Origin of the sequence: Clostridium mobile, from assembly GCF_018918285.1 — a bacterium.
Lineage (GTDB): Bacteria > Bacillota > Clostridia > Clostridiales > Clostridiaceae > Clostridium_AW > Clostridium_AW mobile.
Genome location: NZ_JAHLQF010000002.1, coordinates 469173 through 486555, shown reverse-complemented (window position 1 = coordinate 486555; position 17383 = coordinate 469173). Strand labels below are relative to the sequence as shown.

Below are 17383 nucleotides of genomic sequence, written 5' to 3'. Positions count from 1 at the left end.
ATGAATTCCATCCCCTTTCCTTCAATTCATAATATATAACAACTATTGCTTAGTTTATATATACTATAAAACTACTGTCTGTTATTCTCTAATTTCTCTTTCTTTTTCCCAAAAATTAATCTTTTTGCTTAAAGGTATAACTAAGAATATCAACAGTAATGTGGCTATTGAAAAAGATAGGATTGCCATATATGAGTTAACAGGAATTGTACTAACAGAAGAAGCAGTCATATTACCCCAAAAGTAATTCATCAATCCTATAATGAAATTTAGCCCCATGACAAAGAAAAATATTTCCCTAATTCGTTTATAGTGCTTTATTTTAGAATCAATATCTGAGTATATATTAAATTCTCCATCATAATTTTTTCTCCTAAAGTAAACCCATCGATTATAAGAAGCAATAAATTCTACGCCAGTTTCCTCCATAAACTTAATATAAATTTGACTTTCTGGATGATTCACCGCATTTTCAAGTAATTCAAGCCTATAAATGTACTCACCCTTTGGAGCATCTTCGAAAACATATCTGCAAAAAGAATAATCTGTTAATGCCAATCCTTTTGCTGACATTTCATTTAAATACTTTTCTTCCTTTTCATAATCAAAGTATGCTTTTATTACACTATGCTTCATTCCATAACCCCTCCAACGATTTGTTTGCCATTCTTAATAAGTTCCTCTAATCTTAAAATCTCAGCATTTACTACCTCTTTTCCTAATTCCGTAATTAGGTACTCTTTTTTACGGGATTCTTCATCATTGGATTGGAGTTTTATCCATCCTTTATTTACCAATGTGTTTATGGCACCATATAAGGTTCCTGCCCCCAGTGACACACGTCCATGACTTAGTTCTTTTACGTTTTGCATTATACCATAACCATGCATGGGGTTATAAAGAGATATGAGAATATAATAAACTGCTTCCGTTAATGCCCCTGGTTCTGTACTTTCTGACATTTATTCACCCCCAAACTATTACGTATGCCGTTATATCGTCTATAGTTATATTATATCGGCTACCGATATAAAAAACAATAATAATTTTTAAGAATTTCCATAGTATACTTGAAGATAAATATTTTAAAAGCAATGAATTTTACTACTTTTATTCTAGGAGCAGCTAATTAATATAGAATGAAGTAAGGACTTGGCATCGCTCAGGCATTGTTCAATGATTCTAAAATTTTAATAATAAAAGATGGTAAACTTATTAAAAATGATTCTGTAGAAACATTAACAGAAAAAATTTAAGGAGCTTATCAATAAGCTCCTTTTTAATATTTACATAATTATCATATTCAAATGCTTGGAAATTGGTGTATTTCATCCATATATCCTCCTAATTTCTCACATTAAAAAAGCAGCCTATAAAGACCGCAAGGCATATTATTATAAAAACACTTAGTTTATTTATAAATGTCTAAAAATATGAAGTAGCCATAAATATTTTAAATAATATATTTTTTTCCTATATTATAAGCTTTTTCAATAAGTTTTACATTCTTTGCAGATGAATTAATTTCAAATGCCTTAGTTGCCACTAAAGTTTTATGCAGTTTTAATCCCATTCCTTTTAAATGTTTTGCAGTATATTTAAAGTAACTCCTAAAGAAAATCTGAAGTGGTGCTGCTTGTGAATATACCATAATTAATTTTTTATTTCCAAACCTAGGTATATGCTTACCCTTATCAATCTCTGTTAAAGGATATAATCTATCCATTAATAGCTTAGTTTGTGCTGATACCTGACAAATATAAACAGGTGAACCTATAATAACATAATCTGCTTGCTTTATATCATCATATACATTTTTCATATCATCATTTAAACAACACGTCTTATGTTTTCTACAATACAAGCAACCTTGACACCCTCTTATATTCATATCATTTAGATAATACACTTTGCTTTCTACTCCATTTTCAGTGCTTCCTTTGAGAATTTCATTAACCAAAGTATCTATATTTCCATTCTTTCTAGGGCTTCCTACAAAAGCTACAACTTTTTTCATAATCTTATCTCCTTGTGCTTAAATTACAATTTAATAAATTGTTATAAACTTTATTCAAGTAATTTTCAAATTCAACTATTTCATGTTCTTCAAATCCCTTATAATACATATTTGACATTTCACTTATCATAGATTCATATCTATCTGCTAAACTTATATAATCCTCATCTAAGTAGACTAATACTTTTCGTCTATCTTCTTTGCATAAAACTCTCTTTATGAATCCTAATTTCTCCAATCTATCTAGCATGCTTGTAAGTGTAGACTTTCCTAATGATAGTTCTTTAGATAATTCATTTATTGCAATACCATTCTTTTTCTTTAATGTTAATAAAATTTTTCCTTGAGCAGGGTTTATCTCTTCTAAATCTATTTGTTTTAATAATATATTTGCAACTCTTCCAGTAAGTTGATGAATCTTACTTATTAATAAACCACCTTCATAGTAATTGTTCATATTTTTCTCCTTTTAACATTTAGTACTATATAGTATATTACTATATAGTACTAAATGTCAATCTTTAAGGAAATATAAAAAACATCTAATTATCTATTTAAGCCTTATATACTTCTGTTGTAGTTCTTGCAACTATTTGAGCTGAATCCTTTGCAACTAGTGGATTTTTAAAATCGAATATCATATGCTTGGTAAGTATTACATCCATAAGAGTTTCAACTTCTTGTCCAGTTAAATCCTCTTTTATCTCACTTAGGGAAATAGAAACCTTTTTCCTCTGGCTGTCAGTGAACTTCATGCTTAAAGTTTTATCCATACTAATCCCTCCTTTATTTTTGTTTTCACCTATATATATGACTTTAAAAAGAGAACTGCAAAATATATTTAAAAAAGAAACGTCTCTAAATGGGTGCTTTTTCTTTCTTTTCATATAGCTATAGAATATAATTATAGGGTAAAATTTATATAACAGGATAAATTTGAATTCGAGAACGGATTATAAATATACATGGGGTGATGAATAAGTGGTACTTAATCAGAGAATTGAGTTACGAGGAGATAAGGTAAACAGAATCATTAAGGCTATGGAGAATGCAGGCTGGTTCAATAATAGACAAGTAGAAATTTCAAATATCGAGAAATACTATAATGAGCGGGGAATTACTCTTTTTTCTTCTGCTAAGAAGTTTTTCCTTGAGTTTTCAGGAATAGCTAGTAAATGGTATATTGAAGTTCGTAATCTTCACCATGCACCAGATTTTACATTTGAACTATTTCCCTACCCAATTTCATATAAGACAGATGTGAGAGATTACATGTTTGATGATGCAGAGTTTATGGTATATTCTGAAGACTATCAAGGTGTTGAAAGAAAAGCTAATGAAGGATTTATTTTGGTTGGTCAAATAGGGTACTACTATCCGGCATGTGTATGGATAGGTGAAAGTGGGAAACTATATGCAACTCATGATTATGATGAACAAGTATATGTTTTTAATTCCGTATTTGAATTGATTGAGCATGAATTACAATCACATGAGATGACTTCAGTTGCCATGAAATTATAAACATATTTTATGGATATTAATTTTGTTTATCATTGAGATTATGAACAAGCAAAAAACAAGGATAAGCTGACTTAGGCTATCAGCTTATCCTTGTTTGTGTCTGTAAATCTATTAGTGTACAGCTTGAAGAAAGTCTCTGCTATATTGCTGTTAATAAATATTTTTACTAAAGTACCTATCTCCTCTATCAGGTAAAACCGTAATTATATTACCTTTATCAATGTTTTGAGCCAACTTTAAAGCGGCGGCTACAGCTGCCCCAGAGGAACTTCCAACAATAAGTCCTTCCTTTAGTGCTAGAACCTTAACCATTTCATATGCCTCTTCATCACTAACCTTTACTACCTCGTCCACTAAGGTCATATCCATGGTTTTAGGCACAAAATTATTGCCAATACCTTCAATATCATAGCAACCTTCGCTTCCACCACCCATAGTAGAACCATCAGGATCAGCTAAGACTCCTTTGATATTATTGTTTTTTTCCTTAAGAAATCTTGTAACTCCTGTAAAAGTGCCTCCACTACCAGCTCCACATATGAAATAATCTATTTTCCCATCCATAGCTTCATATATCTCTGGACCAGTAGTTTCGTAGTGCTCCAGTGGATTTGATTGATTTTCAAACTGTCTTAGGCTTATTGAATTTTCTATAGTATTTAATAATTCCTCAGCCTTTTCAACAGCTCCCATCATACCAGCTTCTCTTGGTGTATTTATTATGGTAGCTCCTAATGCTCTCATCAATGCTTGTTTTTCAACTGAAAATTTCTCTGGAACTACAAAAATTACATTGTATCCCTTATTTATTGCCCCAAGAGCAACACCAATGCCAGTATTTCCAGCAGTAGCTTCAATTATTGTATATCCCGGCTTTAGCTTTCCTTCTTTTTCAGCCTGTTCAATCATATAAGTTCCTATCCTATCTTTAACACTTCCACCTGGATTAAGATTTTCCATCTTTGCAAAAATACTAACTCCAGCTTTAATATTTAAATTATTAAGCTTTATAATAGGGGTATTGCCTATAAGCTCTTTTATACTATTTAAATATTTCACTGCTAACACCCTTTCTTAAAACATGCCTTGCATATTCCTTTGCCGAAAAAAGAGAATGATCTCTATAGTTTCCACATTGGATTGCATTAGTTGCAGGCACTTCTTCTGTTTCTACAACTTTATTTAATGCATAATTTAATGCTTCAATAACAATATCAACTTCAACCTCTCCCCAAGCTACCATGTAAAAACCTGTTCTGCATCCCATTGGAGAAATATCTATTATATTATCCATCTTTTCTCTCATATATCCTGCAAGTAGATGCTCAAGTGTATGAACTGCTGCTGTTGGCATTTCTTCTTCATTAGGCTGTAAGAATCTTAAATCAAACTTGGAGATTATATCCCCCTTTTCACCTTGCTGAGTTCCGCATTGTCTTACAAAAGGTGCCTTAACCTTTGTGTGATCTAATAAGAAACTTTCTACTTTTACCATTTTATTTACCCTCTCTTAATGCATTTTCTAAATCTTGTATTAAATCTTCATCCTTTTCTATTCCTACAGATAATCTTATTAAATTATCCACAATACCAACCTTTTGTCTTAGCTCATAAGGTATAGAACCATGGGTCATAGAGGCAGGATGGCAAACTAAGGACTCAACTCCTCCTAAACTTTCTCCAAAAGTTATTAACTTAAGACTTTCAAGGAATTTTTTATAATCGTAGCCTTCCTTAAGAACAAATGATATCATTCCACCATAACCATTAGCCTGTCTTGATTGAATTTCATGACCTGGATGATCCTCAAAACCTGGATAATATACCTTTTCTATTTCTTCTCTATTTCTTAAAAACTCTGCAACAACCTTTGCATTATCCTCATGTCTGTCCATTCTGACTGCTAAAGTCTTAATTCCTCTTATTAAAAGGAAGGAATCGAATGGAGCTAAAACTCCTCCAGTAGAATTCTGAACAAAATGAAGTTTTTCTGCTAATTCCTTGCTGTTTACAACGGCAATACCTGAAACTACATCACTGTGTCCTCCTAGATATTTAGTTGCGCTATGAATAACTATATCTACTCCAAGAGTTATCGGCTTTTGTAGATATGGAGTCATGAAGGTGTTATCAACGATAGTATATATCCCCTTTTCCTTAGCTATCTTTGACACCGCTTCTATATCGGTTATGTCCATAAGAGGATTTGTTGGGCTTTCTATATATATTGCTTTTACTGTTTCATCAATGCTGTTTCTTACTTCATCTAAATCTGAGGTATTAACTATAGAATACTTAATGCCAAAGTTATTAAATACTTTATCTAAAACTCTAAAGGTGCCACCATATACATTGTTTGAAATTATTATTCTATCTCCTGATTTAAATAGTGATAGCACTGCAGTGGTAGCAGCCATTCCTGAAGCAAAGGCAAATCCTGCATATCCTTCTTCAAGATCTGCAACAAGCTTTTCTAAAGCTTCTCTTGTTGGATTCCCTGTTCTTGAATATTCATATCCTTTATTTACACCAAATTTAGACTGTTTATAAGTTGAAGTCTGGTAAATTGGTACATTTACTGCCCCAGTATGCTCATCTCCATCTATTCCACCATGAATTAATAATGATTCAAATTTCATTTTTTATTCCTCCTTAAATATTGTATTATCTGTTTTACTCATCTACTATACTTAAAAACTTTCTTAATCGTTCATTACTTGTATTTTGAAACACCTGTTCTGGAGTTCCACTTTCAACAATTAAACCATCCTCCATAAAAACTACTTTATGTGCTGCTTCTCTTGCAAAGTTCATCTGATGGGTAACTACTATCATGGTCATTCCTTCCTTGGAAAGATCCTTCATCACCTTTATAACCTCAGCTGCTAACTCTGGATCTAAGGCTGAAGTAGGTTCATCAAATAAAATAACTTCAGGTTCCATTGCCATGGCGCGAGCAATCGCTACTCTTTGCTGTTGCCCTCCAGAAAGTTCATAAGGATATTGATCTTTCTTTTCCAAAAGCCCAACCTTTGCTAAAAGCTTAAGGCCTTTTTCACGTGCTTCTTCCTTTGAAAGCTTCAAAACTGTTACTTGTCCCTCCATTATATTTTCTATGACAGTCATATGAGGAAAGAGATAAAAGCCTTGAAATACCATTCCCGTTTGCTTTCTAAGTTCTAGTATTTCACTATTTGATATCTTTTCACTTTTGTTAAATACTAATTTGCTATCTCCAATGGTTATAGAACCCTCATTTGGAGTTTCTAATAAATTTATACATCTTAGAAGAGTTGTTTTTCCTGAACCTGATGGCCCAATAATAACAGCAGTCTCTCCTTTATTAATCTGCAAATCTATACCTTTTAAAATTTCATTACTTCCAAAGCTCTTGTGCAAGTTTTTTATATTTATCATAGGATCCCCTCCCTATTACCTAGTTACATATCTTTCAAGTCTTTTTTCCATCTTATTCTGAAGCATTGATAATACACTACAGAACATAAAATAAATAAATGCTACTTCAATATACATCCAAAGAGGTTCATAAGTAGATGCTGTGATTCTCTGAGCTATTTGAAACATTTCGCTAACAGTTATTGTAGCAGCAAGTGATGTATCTTTAACAAGACTTATAAAAGAATTTGCCAGTGGTGGTATTGAAACTCTAGTGGCTTGAGGTATAATCACTCTTCTTAGTACTTGATTATATGTCATACCTAAAGAGTACCCTGCCTCCCACTGTCCTTTTGGTATGGATAAAATAGCAGCTCTTATAACCTCAGAATTGTATGCTCCTACGCTTAAGGTAAATCCTATTATAGCTGCTGTTAAAGCATCTAATGTTATACCTGCTGCTGGAAGCCCATAAAATATTATAAACAATTGAACAATAAGTGGCGTTCCTCTTATTATAGAAACATAAAACTTAGCTAATATAGATAATGGCTTGAAATTTGATATTCTGGCTAAAGCTGTGCCCAAAGCAATAATTAATCCAAGAGTAAATGATATAAGTGCAAGGGGAACTGTAAATTGCAGTCCCGCCTTTAATAAGGGTAAAAATGAGTTTATTAATATCTCTATTATTCTTAATGTTCCATCATCAAGATTCATTGTATCACCTCATTACTTAGACACATCGGTATTAAACCACTTCTTAGAAATCTCTAAATAGGTTCCGTCTGCTTTCATATCTGCAAGTACCTTATTTACTGCTTCTACAAGCTCCTCATTTCCTTTGTTAAATAACACTGCACTTTGCTGAGCATTATCATATTCAGCTACTACTTTTATTGGGGCATCTGGCTTTTGCTTCTTTAGATCTAAGAAGGATAAACTGTCATTAACTGTAGCATCTACTCTTTTTGAAGTTATAAGGTCAATTGCCTGATTAAAACCATCAACTTGTTCAATATTAGCACCATAGCTTTTTGCAATTTTACCAATATTACTTGTTAGAGATTGAGCAGATTTTTTACCCTTTAAATCTTCAAAGCTTTTAATATCCTGATTATCATTTCCTACAATAAGCACCGCTCTGGATGTTATATATGGTGTTGAAAAATCATATTTTGCTTCACGCTCTGGGTTAATTGAAACTTGATTCACCACAGCATCAAATCTTTTTGCATCTAATCCAGCAAATATTCCATCCCATTTTGTCTCCACAAATTCTGCTTTTACACCAAGACGTTTTGCTATTTCAGTTGCTATTTCAACGTCAAATCCTGTTAAATTACCATTACTATCATGGAAGGTAAAAGGAGCATAGGTTCCTTCTGTACCAATACGTATTCTTCCTTCACTCTTTATTTCTTCTAATAGATTTTTCGATTCAGTTTGAGTACCTTGATTATTTGTTTGTTTGTCTTTTGTTCCACAAGCTGTAAAACCTACAACTAAAGTTAAAGCTAATACTGCACTAATGAATATTTTTCTTTTTTTCATTTTAATTCCTCCTAAATTTAATTATTTAAAACAAAAAACTCCTGCCCCTAAAAACTTAGAGGCAGAAGTTAACTTCCACGGTCCCACTCTAATTGTCATATGTATAGTAAAAATACAATGACATCTCCATTCTTTTGGTACATACATACCTCAACGCTTTAACGGGCGTACACGCTATCATCTACTATATTTCGAGATAGTGCTCAAAGATGCATTCACAAAAGTTACACTTAAAATCCCTTTCAGCCTAGGGGATTTCTCTCTTTTAGTTTACTTTATGCTACTATTTCTTATCATCGCATTAATCAATTCATACTAAACATATTGTTTTAATATGTTTTAATAATATACTACTAATTTTATTTTGTCAACTAATATTTTAAAAATATATTTATTTTTATTGAAACAAAAAAACTTAGGTAGTAACCTGTACTTTTTAGAGTCCAGGAAATAATACCTAAGGTTTTTAAATAAGTAATAAACATAATAAAACCATATACCATCTTTAACTCCTCGTTCTCTCAGAATAAAAATTGGCATATGGTTAATTAAATATATTAGGTTGATCCGTCCCCAAAACTATGACTTTATTGTATTTTAAAATAGTCATCTACTATTTTGGTTATATCTGGTCTTAATTTTTCATCATTTATTAGAAATTCTACAAAGAAATTTTCAACCTCTTCATCTTTAATATTGGCAATTAAGGAATATACATCCTTCCATATGGAAACACAGAATTCATTTTTGCCAATAAAAAATGCTAACTCCTTGAATCTCGGGCTTTTCAGTTCAAATAATGCTTTTGCAATATAGTATAAAGTGCCATTATCACATATTTCTTCATAGCTGATAATTTTATCAATTCTTGAATCAGATAGGTCTCCCGCCCATTCTATGCAAGCTGCAGTAAAAGCACTGGGAAAATACTCACCTGTCTTTAGAATATCCTCTGACCAATTGTATGTTCCAAAGCTTTCATCATTTAAACTTAGATAATCTTCTATCTCACTTTTTGACATTTGATTCTCAGTAAAAGAATCTGCAATTTTTTTCAAGCTGCTTAATAGTTCATTTTCACCAACTGTTTCTCCTGCTATAATTAAACCACCCTTAATCCCCTGATCATCATTGGGATAAAATAGTCCCGTTGTAGGTAGAATAACTAAAGTTTTTAAAGGTCTTTTCTCCAGAGCAGCAGCAACGGCTTTATGATGGCCATCAAGCAATGCACATAGGTATCCATCTAGATAATATGCTATTGCTCTATAGTTATCATTATTTCTATAAAATTCTGCTGTATCTCTATTAAAAAGCCTTGGCGGTTGAGTTGGCAAAATATATTTTGGGCCATCTTCACTCCAGTTTCCATCATCATATATAGGACATGATGCCTTATTAAGTGTAGGCTTATTTCCTATAGTCCAAAAAAAATTACCCTCTCCATCTGTTGGAAATAACTCTAAATCCGCCAGAGCATAATATCCTGTTGGCAAAAGTCCCAAAAGCATCTCCAAATTCTTTAGTGATTCCTCTAATGAAACAAATGGTTGATTTAAACTTTCTCTTAATTTTGATATGATCTGATCATTAGTTTTATCTAGTCCATATCCAGCAGATATGAGTTTTTCACAAGTTGGGCAGAAATACTCATCTCCGTGAAATTTACTTAATGGAATATTATCATAAACCAAACATGATAAACCCTGAGTATCATTACTTCCATATTTTTGTCTAAGTCTGCCTTTTCCATTTTTAAGGTAGAAAACAATACCTTCCCCATCCCAGCAATTCTTATTTTTATCTATTTTTCTTATTGGAATTATCTCCGTTTGATTTTTCCCAAACAATTTGCTCAACATCCCCATCACCACAATTCTCTCTTTATATAAATAATTCTTTTATTATGCTTATTATATAAGTAATTATTAAACTATTCTATATTCTAGTATTTTCAGTCCCTTTATAAAAAAATGTAGTCATTTATGATACGGTTCTCCGTATCGGTAGATTAATATTAATTAAAATTATTTATTATGATTTCTGCTTCATCCTCAAAATTATCATAACCGTATTTATTTTTGATTTCCTCTATGTTATTTATCTTACCATCTGCTCGTTTATATATTTCATCTTTCATAATATCATAAATTAATTCATTATTTTCTACTCTATCTTTCCAATTGATATGCAATTTATCTAAAAGTACTCCCTCTAATGAACCTACGTAATAGTATAAATCTTTATCCATAAATCCATTTAAGCTAGCTCCTTTTACAAAATTCTCTAATGCTTCTTTATTAAATACATCTTTAAATCCTGCTACTTTTCCATCTACAGTGAATGGTGGCTTTACAAGATCTCCCACTAAATTAGAATAGTTATATTCTATATATTGAGCACATCCTTCCAAAGTTTCAACTAGCTTTTCTTGTTTCATATATTGAAATTTATTATAACGATATTCTCTTGCTGTAACAAAATCACTTAAAACATTTACTAATTCATCTTTATTGCTTATTTCATTAGCTTTGTCCAAAATGGCAAACTCTAATAATAAAAGTTGATATTGCTCCTTATTTCTTTCTTCTATAAAAATAGTTGAAGTTAAGTCATTTACATTTTTCCATAAAGGTACTTGTCTATACTCATGAAACACTTCATGCATTAAAAAATATTTAAATGACTTTTCTGTATTCAGTGCTGTAGTACTCAAAGGATTATACTTAAAAAAAGTAACATGTTGATTTCCTATATCTGAAAAAATAAAATTTGCCGGCATCCATGTCTTAAGCAAAGATGGAGATAAAAAAGATACTCTATAAATAGGTGGTAAATTCATTTCTTTAGGAACTTCTATTTTTTTAGAAAATATGGAGTTTTCTAATTTATCGACTCCAATCACATATGAATATGTATGTAACATCCCTTTATCCTTACTTACTGGAGTTAATACAAGTGGTATATTATTAAAATTATATCCTTCCTGCCATATATCCCCCGAATTATTATCATATGTCTCATAAACTTCTGAAAGCTGTTCTATCATACTCTTATCCATATCATTTAGTGAATTATATTCTGTATTAAATAACTTGTTAAATCCTATCACACCTACGATTCCTAAAAATACAATTAATAAAGTAATTCTTACAAAAACCTTCTTCTTACGTTTCACATTATCTCTCCTTATTTAATATTCCACACTACACTTAGTGCTGTAAGTTTATGCTTTTATTTTACACTATTAATCTTATATATTTATAATCTAAACATTAATAAAACATTAGTAAAACCTTAAATATAGCATATCTATAAATAATATTATTATCTAATATTGATCTAATTGTTTTATTAATTTTGTTATACTTTTCTTATAGATACTTATGAAAAAAGATAGCAAAACTTAGCTATCTTTTTTACAACCTTAGTATATCTTATTTACTATATCAAGCTTTTTTTCATCTCTAGCAAATAGTTTTTTCTAATGATGAAGAAATATATAATTTGAGCGATTAACATAATTCCTATGACCTGCAATGCTGGAACAGTTATTTCAATGCCCAAACTATGTTTCATTGCACTTATAGCAAAGGCAAAGTGCACTACAGCAACTATATAAGGAAGCAAAAATAGTACCCCTATTTCAATATTTAGTATGCTTTTTATTTCTTTAAAAGTTAAGCCTATTTTATTTAACTGTTTGTATTTGGTTTTGTCCTCTATAATATCCATGTAGCACTTGTTATACAAGAAGCTTCCCGTTGTTACAAAGAATATAAGCCCGATAAATATTACACTGAATAAAAGTACCCCATAAGCTATTTTTGTACTTTCTAATATATATGCTTTCAGTGAATTATTATAAAATTTATTATTTTCATCGATATTTTCAAAGTTATTATAAAAATTTTCAGATATATTTAATGTATCCTTATAATCCTCTACATTTAATGCTCCAAAATAGTACTTAACACCAGTTATCCTTTCATATATCTCATCTTTAACTACATATACACCTTTATTATAATTAGCTACATTTACATCTCTATGAATTGTAGGAAGTATACCTTTATCACTCTCTTTAGTAACCTCTAGTTTTATATTGTTCAGACTAATATTTTTTCTTTTATCTGCTGAGAAAGATGAATGCTTTATAGTTTCATTTTCATTAAAGGGAATAGTATTTAAAGCCAGTGTTGATGCTAGCTTTTTATAGCCAGTTTCGTTAATTATAACTACTTCATCTGCGTCTCCATCAGGAATAACAAATTTTATTTCGTTACTAGCTTTAGTGTAGGGTATCCCCTCATCTTTCAGTGAATCTTCAATAAAATCAGTTTTTAAATCAACTTCATCTTTATTCTCGTAAGTATTAGAAAAGACAAATGCTTGTGGAAATTCTCTGTTTATTTGGTATTCCTTATCTCTCCAATAAGCATATACTGATCCTATTGCTGAAAGGGCAACCGTTGAAGTTATTGTTATTAGGAAAAACATTCTGGTATTATCTTTTACCCTGTATAGTAAATTTGAAACCCAAAGCATTGTAGTTTTTTTCATATATAAGTTTCTATTTCTCTTCAGTAATTTGATTACAAACACACTTAATTGAGAAAACAATAAATAGGTGGCTACAACAACCATTGTAGTTACAGGTATTATTCTATTGGTTATTGTTTTTATACTGCTTGTAACTGATAGAAAATATCCTACAGCTAAAAGCACTATACATATTATAGAAAGAATAACAGAAGCTTTTGGTTCAGGTCTTGGTCTTTTAGTTCCCTTTATTAAATTTAAAACTTTATCTTCTCTTATAATAAATGTGCAAAAAGTTGAAATTACTATTCCAATTATTACAAAAGCACTAAAAGTAATAATCATAGCTTTAACAGGGAAATAAAACTTTAGAGCATCATATCCTAAAAGCTTTCCGCTGGCGGCTAAAAGTATCTTAGAAAAAATTAATCCTACCAATATGCCTGCAACTGCTGCTACTGAACTAATAAGCATGTTTTCAATACGTATCATCTTTTGTACTAGCTTTTTTGAAGCACCTATAATGTAAAGTATTCCAAATTCTTTATACCTGCTTTTAAGAAAAACACTTATAGAATAAAATACAAAGAAACATAAAAATAGGTACGCAATTACCGTTGTTACATAAAATGAATTTTTTATGTGCTGTGGAAACAAACTTACATCAAAATCAGGGTGAAATACAAGCATAGTAAAGGAGAATAATAATGCTGCCGATATGGTGCTGCTTAAAAAGTATGCAAAATATGCTTTTGCATTTCTCTGCACATTTTTAGTTGCAAACTCTCTAAGATTCATTAGTTACCCCCTCCTAGCATTGCAAGCACATCAATAATTTCCTGATAAAACTGCTGTCTGCTGTTCCCTCTATAAATCTCATTATATATAGCTCCATCTTTTATAAACAAAATTCTACTGCAATAGCTGGCGGATAGAGGGTCATGAGTTACCATAATTGTAGTTACCCTCTCCTTTTCATTTATTTTTTCAAACAATTCCATTACTGTTTTAGCTGCCTTAGAATCCAGGTTACCAGTAGGTTCATCTGCCAACAATAAAGTAGGGTTATGAATTAATGCTCGTGCCACTGCTGTTCTTTGAGCTTCTCCCCCAGATATTTCAAAGGTTCTCTTATTTAGCAAATCCTCTATTCCAAGTATCTTGGATATTCTGCTAAGCTCATGATCCTGTTTTTTAACTGGTATACCATCTAGGGTAAGTGGAAGTACTATATTCTCTCCCACAGTTAAGGTATCAAGCAGATTGAAGTCTTGAAATACAAAGCCTAGTTCTCTCCTTCTAAATAAGGCAAGCTCATCTCCCTGTAACTTTAAAGGATTTTTATTTTTTATTGTTATTTCTCCTGAGGTTGGTTTATCTACTGTTGAAATCATATTTAACAGTGTTGTCTTACCGCTTCCCGATGGTCCCATAATCCCTACGAATTCGCCATCTTCTATAGAGAAGCTTATATTATTTAAAGCATTGAATAATACCTTATTTCCATATACTTTGCTTAAGTTACTTACCTCTAAAACTTCCATTTCCTTCACTCCTATTATGTTAAAGTTATAACCTTAGTTAATACTAATATTCCTAGTAAACTCCCTACTGCTATTCTATATAGTGCAAATCCCTTTAGTGGTTTCTTTTTTAGAAAGTCCACAAACTTTTTCATAACTATTAAAGCTACTAAAAAAGCTACAATAAATCCTAAAATTAATGCAAACCATAGAGTTGGTGTCATTATGGAGTAGTCAAATTCAAATAAGTCCTTTCCGGAAGAACCTATCATTGCTGGAATAGCTATGAAAAATGAAAATTCTGCCGCTATTGGTGTAGATAATCCTGCAATCCATCCACCCATAATTGTAGAAGCACTTCTTGACATCCCTGGCCATAAAGCCAAAAGCTGTAACAAACCCACCTTAATGGCTTGCCCTGGTGTCATATTATCTATGTCTTCTACCTTACGAGTCTTATTTCTATATATCTTCTCAAGTATTATTAATAATACTCCTCCAACTATAAAACCGACTATAACAGCTTCAGGTATAAACTTTGATTTTATTTTATCGTAAAACAGCAATCCCACAACGCCCATGGGAATAGATGCCACAATAACATTTATTCCAAATCTAAAGCCTGTTTCTCCTTTTTTTCCTCTGGTGAATATAAAGCTAAAGAATTCAACTATACTCTCCCAAATCTTTTTCCAATACAAAACAACTACTGCCATTATGGCTCCAAGCTGAATTACAACCTCAAACATCTTGGCAAATTCTCCGTGAAAGCCAATTGCCCATCCTACTAATATCATGTGACCTGTAGAAGATACAGGTATAAATTCAGTTAAACCCTCTACTATAGCAATTATAATAGCCTTTAATATAAAAATTATATCCATTACATATCACTCTCCTTAAAACTGATAGCAATAGTTTATAATAATAATACATATACTGCTATCTAGGAAGCTTACGGGAATGTGACATGGGTGTAAGATTTTATGATGAAAAAAAGCAAATAAATAGCTACCTATTCATTTGCCCTTTTAAATTTCATTGTAACCATTGTTCCCTCATCAACAGTAGATTCTATCTCTACTTGGTGTCCCAAATTTTTGGACACTTCCTTAGTTATATATAATCCCATACCGGTAGACTCCCCATATTTACGTCCATTTTCTCCTGTAAAGAAAGGATCGAATACCCTTTTTATATCTTTTGCGGGGATTCCTACTCCTTTATCAATGACATTTAATCTAATCTCTTTTTCATCTTCAGAGGCATTTATAATTAATTCTTTTCCTTTACCCTTAGAATATTTTACTCCATTAATAATGAGCTGGCCTAACACAAACTTTAACCACTTAGCATCACTATAAACTTCAATACTCTCATCTATCTCAATTCTTGGCATTATTCTATTCCTTATAAAAATCTTTTTTTCTTCATTTACAATATCCCGAGTAAGCTTTTTTAAAGAAATTTTTTCTACTAAAAAATCCTTTTGGAAAGAATCTAGTCTAGCAAAATACAACACCATTCTTAAGCCTTCCTTTAGCTTATTGACCTCGTCTTGCATGCTGTCATATTTCTCTTCTCCTTCAAATTCTTGAAGCATCAGCTGTATTACTGAAAGAGGGGTCTTCATTTGATGCACCCACTGATTTATAAATCTTAAATGTTCTTCATGAAGTTTATTTCCTTTTTGAATTTCAGCTTCATATAAGCTGTGCAAATCCTTTAATACCTGTGAAATATTCTGACTTAAATCTGAAGTGCCAAAGTCTAAGAAAACATCATTTAAATCAGTGACTCCCTCATCTAGCAAACGATATAATTGTCTATTTTGATAATATCTAAAAGCTAAAAAGCACAGTAGAATGAATGTATTAAACATAAGTATATAAATAGTCTCATTAGGTCCTATAAATCCATTAAGATTAGAGTATATTATTGTGAGAGCTAAACTTAAAAAATATATAACTATATACCCTTTGTTATGCTTCAAAAATAATTTCATACTTACTCCTTACTACCAGGTTTTATTTAATCTATAACCTGACCCTCTTATTGTTTCTATCCCCTTATCTATTCCTAAAGCCTGCAGTCTTTTACGTACTCTACTAATATTAACACTTAAAGTGTTCTCCTCTACGAACTCTAAATCATCCCATATCTTTTCTAAAAGCAAATCTCTTCCAACAACTTTAGGATATTTATTCATAAGACATTCCAACAGTATACCTTCTCTTTTAGTTATAATTAATTTCTCGTTTTTAAATTCTAATTCTGATCTTTCTGGATAAAACTTAAGACCGTCAATTTCAACGATTCTTTCCTCTGATTTAGCTGCGTAGTCACCGAAGGCTCTTCTTATTTGACTCTTTATCTTAGCAATAACCACATCATAATAAAAAGGTTTAGTTATATAATCATCTGCTCCGCTTTCTAAAGCCAGTACCTGATCCATTCCGCTGTCCCTTGCTGATATAAATATTATAGGAATTTTTGATTGTTGTCTTATTTTTCTGCACCAATAAAACCCATCAAACTTAGGCAAATTAACATCTAATAATACTAAGTTTGGGTCAAACTCATTAAAGCCAATCATTATATCATCAAAATTATTTGCTGTTCTAGCCTCAAAACCATACTTATCTATATATTCTTGTAATAAAGTGCTTATTGATGAATCATCTTCTACAATATATATTTTGTATTTCATTTTAATATCCTCCTAATTTATATTGTAATCAGGATACATTATTGACTTAATTATACTATTTACCTTTGAATTTTTAAACTGGGTAAATTTAATCACCTGAATATCATATTCTTTTCT

At 31.1% G+C, this 17383-nt stretch carries 19 protein-coding genes and 1 other annotated feature; of the genes, 1 reads left to right on the top strand and 18 read right to left on the bottom strand.

What is annotated here, in order from left to right; translation table 11 throughout:
• Window positions 1-81 precede the first annotated feature (81 nt).
• From KQI86_RS08355 to KQI86_RS08335, 5 genes are all read right to left on the bottom strand, one after another.
• Window positions 82-636 (bottom strand): DUF2812 domain-containing protein, encoded by a 555-nt coding sequence (locus tag KQI86_RS08355; RefSeq protein WP_216438819.1) that lies wholly within the window; start codon window positions 634-636, stop codon window positions 82-84.
• The gene (locus KQI86_RS08350; protein ID WP_216438818.1) at window positions 633-962 is read right to left on the bottom strand and encodes a PadR family transcriptional regulator; all 330 of its coding nucleotides are present in this window, start codon (window positions 960-962) and stop codon (window positions 633-635) included. The genes KQI86_RS08355 and KQI86_RS08350 overlap by 4 nt, the downstream gene beginning before the upstream one ends.
• A gap of 491 nt (window positions 963-1453) precedes the next feature.
• Entirely contained in the window at window positions 1454-2017 is a 564-nt protein-coding gene (locus KQI86_RS08345) for a flavodoxin family protein (protein WP_216438817.1), read from the bottom strand.
• Window positions 2018-2021: 4 nt separating this feature from the next.
• The gene (locus tag KQI86_RS08340; protein ID WP_216438816.1) at window positions 2022-2474 is read right to left on the bottom strand and encodes a MarR family winged helix-turn-helix transcriptional regulator; all 453 of its coding nucleotides are present in this window, start codon (window positions 2472-2474) and stop codon (window positions 2022-2024) included.
• A gap of 97 nt (window positions 2475-2571) precedes the next feature.
• Complete coding sequence (locus KQI86_RS08335) at window positions 2572-2790, bottom strand: DUF2922 domain-containing protein (protein WP_216438815.1); 219 nt, start codon at window positions 2788-2790, stop codon at window positions 2572-2574.
• Between the two features lie 208 nt (window positions 2791-2998).
• Here KQI86_RS08335 and KQI86_RS08330 point away from each other — a divergent pair, with 208 nt between their 5' ends.
• Window positions 2999-3541, top strand: a complete 543-nt coding sequence (locus tag KQI86_RS08330) for an SUKH-3 domain-containing protein (protein ID WP_216438814.1) — start codon at window positions 2999-3001, stop codon at window positions 3539-3541.
• A gap of 150 nt (window positions 3542-3691) precedes the next feature.
• Here the strand turns inward: KQI86_RS08330 and KQI86_RS08325 are convergent, their stop codons facing one another.
• The 13 genes from KQI86_RS08325 to KQI86_RS08265 form a co-directional block, all read right to left on the bottom strand.
• The gene (locus tag KQI86_RS08325) at window positions 3692-4600 is read right to left on the bottom strand and encodes a PLP-dependent cysteine synthase family protein (protein ID WP_216438813.1); all 909 of its coding nucleotides are present in this window, start codon (window positions 4598-4600) and stop codon (window positions 3692-3694) included.
• Window positions 4584-5036 (bottom strand): S-ribosylhomocysteine lyase, encoded by a 453-nt coding sequence (locus KQI86_RS08320; protein ID WP_216438812.1) that lies wholly within the window; start codon window positions 5034-5036, stop codon window positions 4584-4586. The genes KQI86_RS08325 and KQI86_RS08320 overlap by 17 nt, the downstream gene beginning before the upstream one ends.
• A 1-nt stretch (window position 5037) precedes the next feature.
• Window positions 5038-6180, bottom strand: a complete 1143-nt coding sequence (locus KQI86_RS08315; RefSeq protein ID WP_216438811.1) for a trans-sulfuration enzyme family protein — start codon at window positions 6178-6180, stop codon at window positions 5038-5040.
• A 34-nt stretch (window positions 6181-6214) separates the two neighbouring features.
• Window positions 6215-6958: an amino acid ABC transporter ATP-binding protein gene (locus KQI86_RS08310; protein ID WP_216438810.1), complete on the bottom strand. Its 744-nt coding sequence runs from the start codon at window positions 6956-6958 to the stop codon at window positions 6215-6217.
• Window positions 6959-6973: 15 nt separating this feature from the next.
• Window positions 6974-7657, bottom strand: a complete 684-nt coding sequence (locus KQI86_RS08305) for an amino acid ABC transporter permease (RefSeq protein ID WP_216438809.1) — start codon at window positions 7655-7657, stop codon at window positions 6974-6976.
• Between the two features lie 12 nt (window positions 7658-7669).
• Window positions 7670-8491: an amino acid ABC transporter substrate-binding protein gene (locus KQI86_RS08300; RefSeq protein ID WP_216438808.1), complete on the bottom strand. Its 822-nt coding sequence runs from the start codon at window positions 8489-8491 to the stop codon at window positions 7670-7672.
• Window positions 8492-8545: 54 nt separating this feature from the next.
• Window positions 8546-8797 (bottom strand) — a binding site (T-box leader).
• A 281-nt stretch (window positions 8798-9078) separates the two neighbouring features.
• A complete protein-coding gene (locus KQI86_RS08295) occupies window positions 9079-10353 on the bottom strand; it encodes a hypothetical protein (RefSeq protein WP_216438807.1) in 1275 nt (424 codons plus the stop codon).
• A 155-nt stretch (window positions 10354-10508) separates the two neighbouring features.
• Window positions 10509-11669, bottom strand: coding sequence for a hypothetical protein (locus KQI86_RS08290; protein WP_216438806.1), 1161 nt, complete (start codon window positions 11667-11669; stop codon window positions 10509-10511).
• A gap of 266 nt (window positions 11670-11935) precedes the next feature.
• On the bottom strand, window positions 11936-13831 hold the full coding sequence (locus KQI86_RS08285) for an FtsX-like permease family protein (protein WP_216438805.1): 1896 nt from the start codon (window positions 13829-13831) through the stop codon (window positions 11936-11938).
• On the bottom strand, window positions 13831-14577 hold the full coding sequence (locus KQI86_RS08280) for an ABC transporter ATP-binding protein (protein ID WP_216438804.1): 747 nt from the start codon (window positions 14575-14577) through the stop codon (window positions 13831-13833). Before KQI86_RS08280 ends, KQI86_RS08285 begins: the two co-directional genes overlap by 1 nt.
• Before the next feature lie 14 nt (window positions 14578-14591).
• Window positions 14592-15440: an undecaprenyl-diphosphate phosphatase gene (locus KQI86_RS08275; protein WP_216438803.1), complete on the bottom strand. Its 849-nt coding sequence runs from the start codon at window positions 15438-15440 to the stop codon at window positions 14592-14594.
• 131 nt (window positions 15441-15571) lie between these two features.
• Window positions 15572-16561, bottom strand: a complete 990-nt coding sequence (locus KQI86_RS08270) for a sensor histidine kinase (protein ID WP_216438802.1) — start codon at window positions 16559-16561, stop codon at window positions 15572-15574.
• A gap of 12 nt (window positions 16562-16573) precedes the next feature.
• Window positions 16574-17266, bottom strand: a complete 693-nt coding sequence (locus tag KQI86_RS08265; RefSeq protein ID WP_216438801.1) for a response regulator transcription factor — start codon at window positions 17264-17266, stop codon at window positions 16574-16576.
• Window positions 17267-17383: the final 117 nt, after the last annotated feature.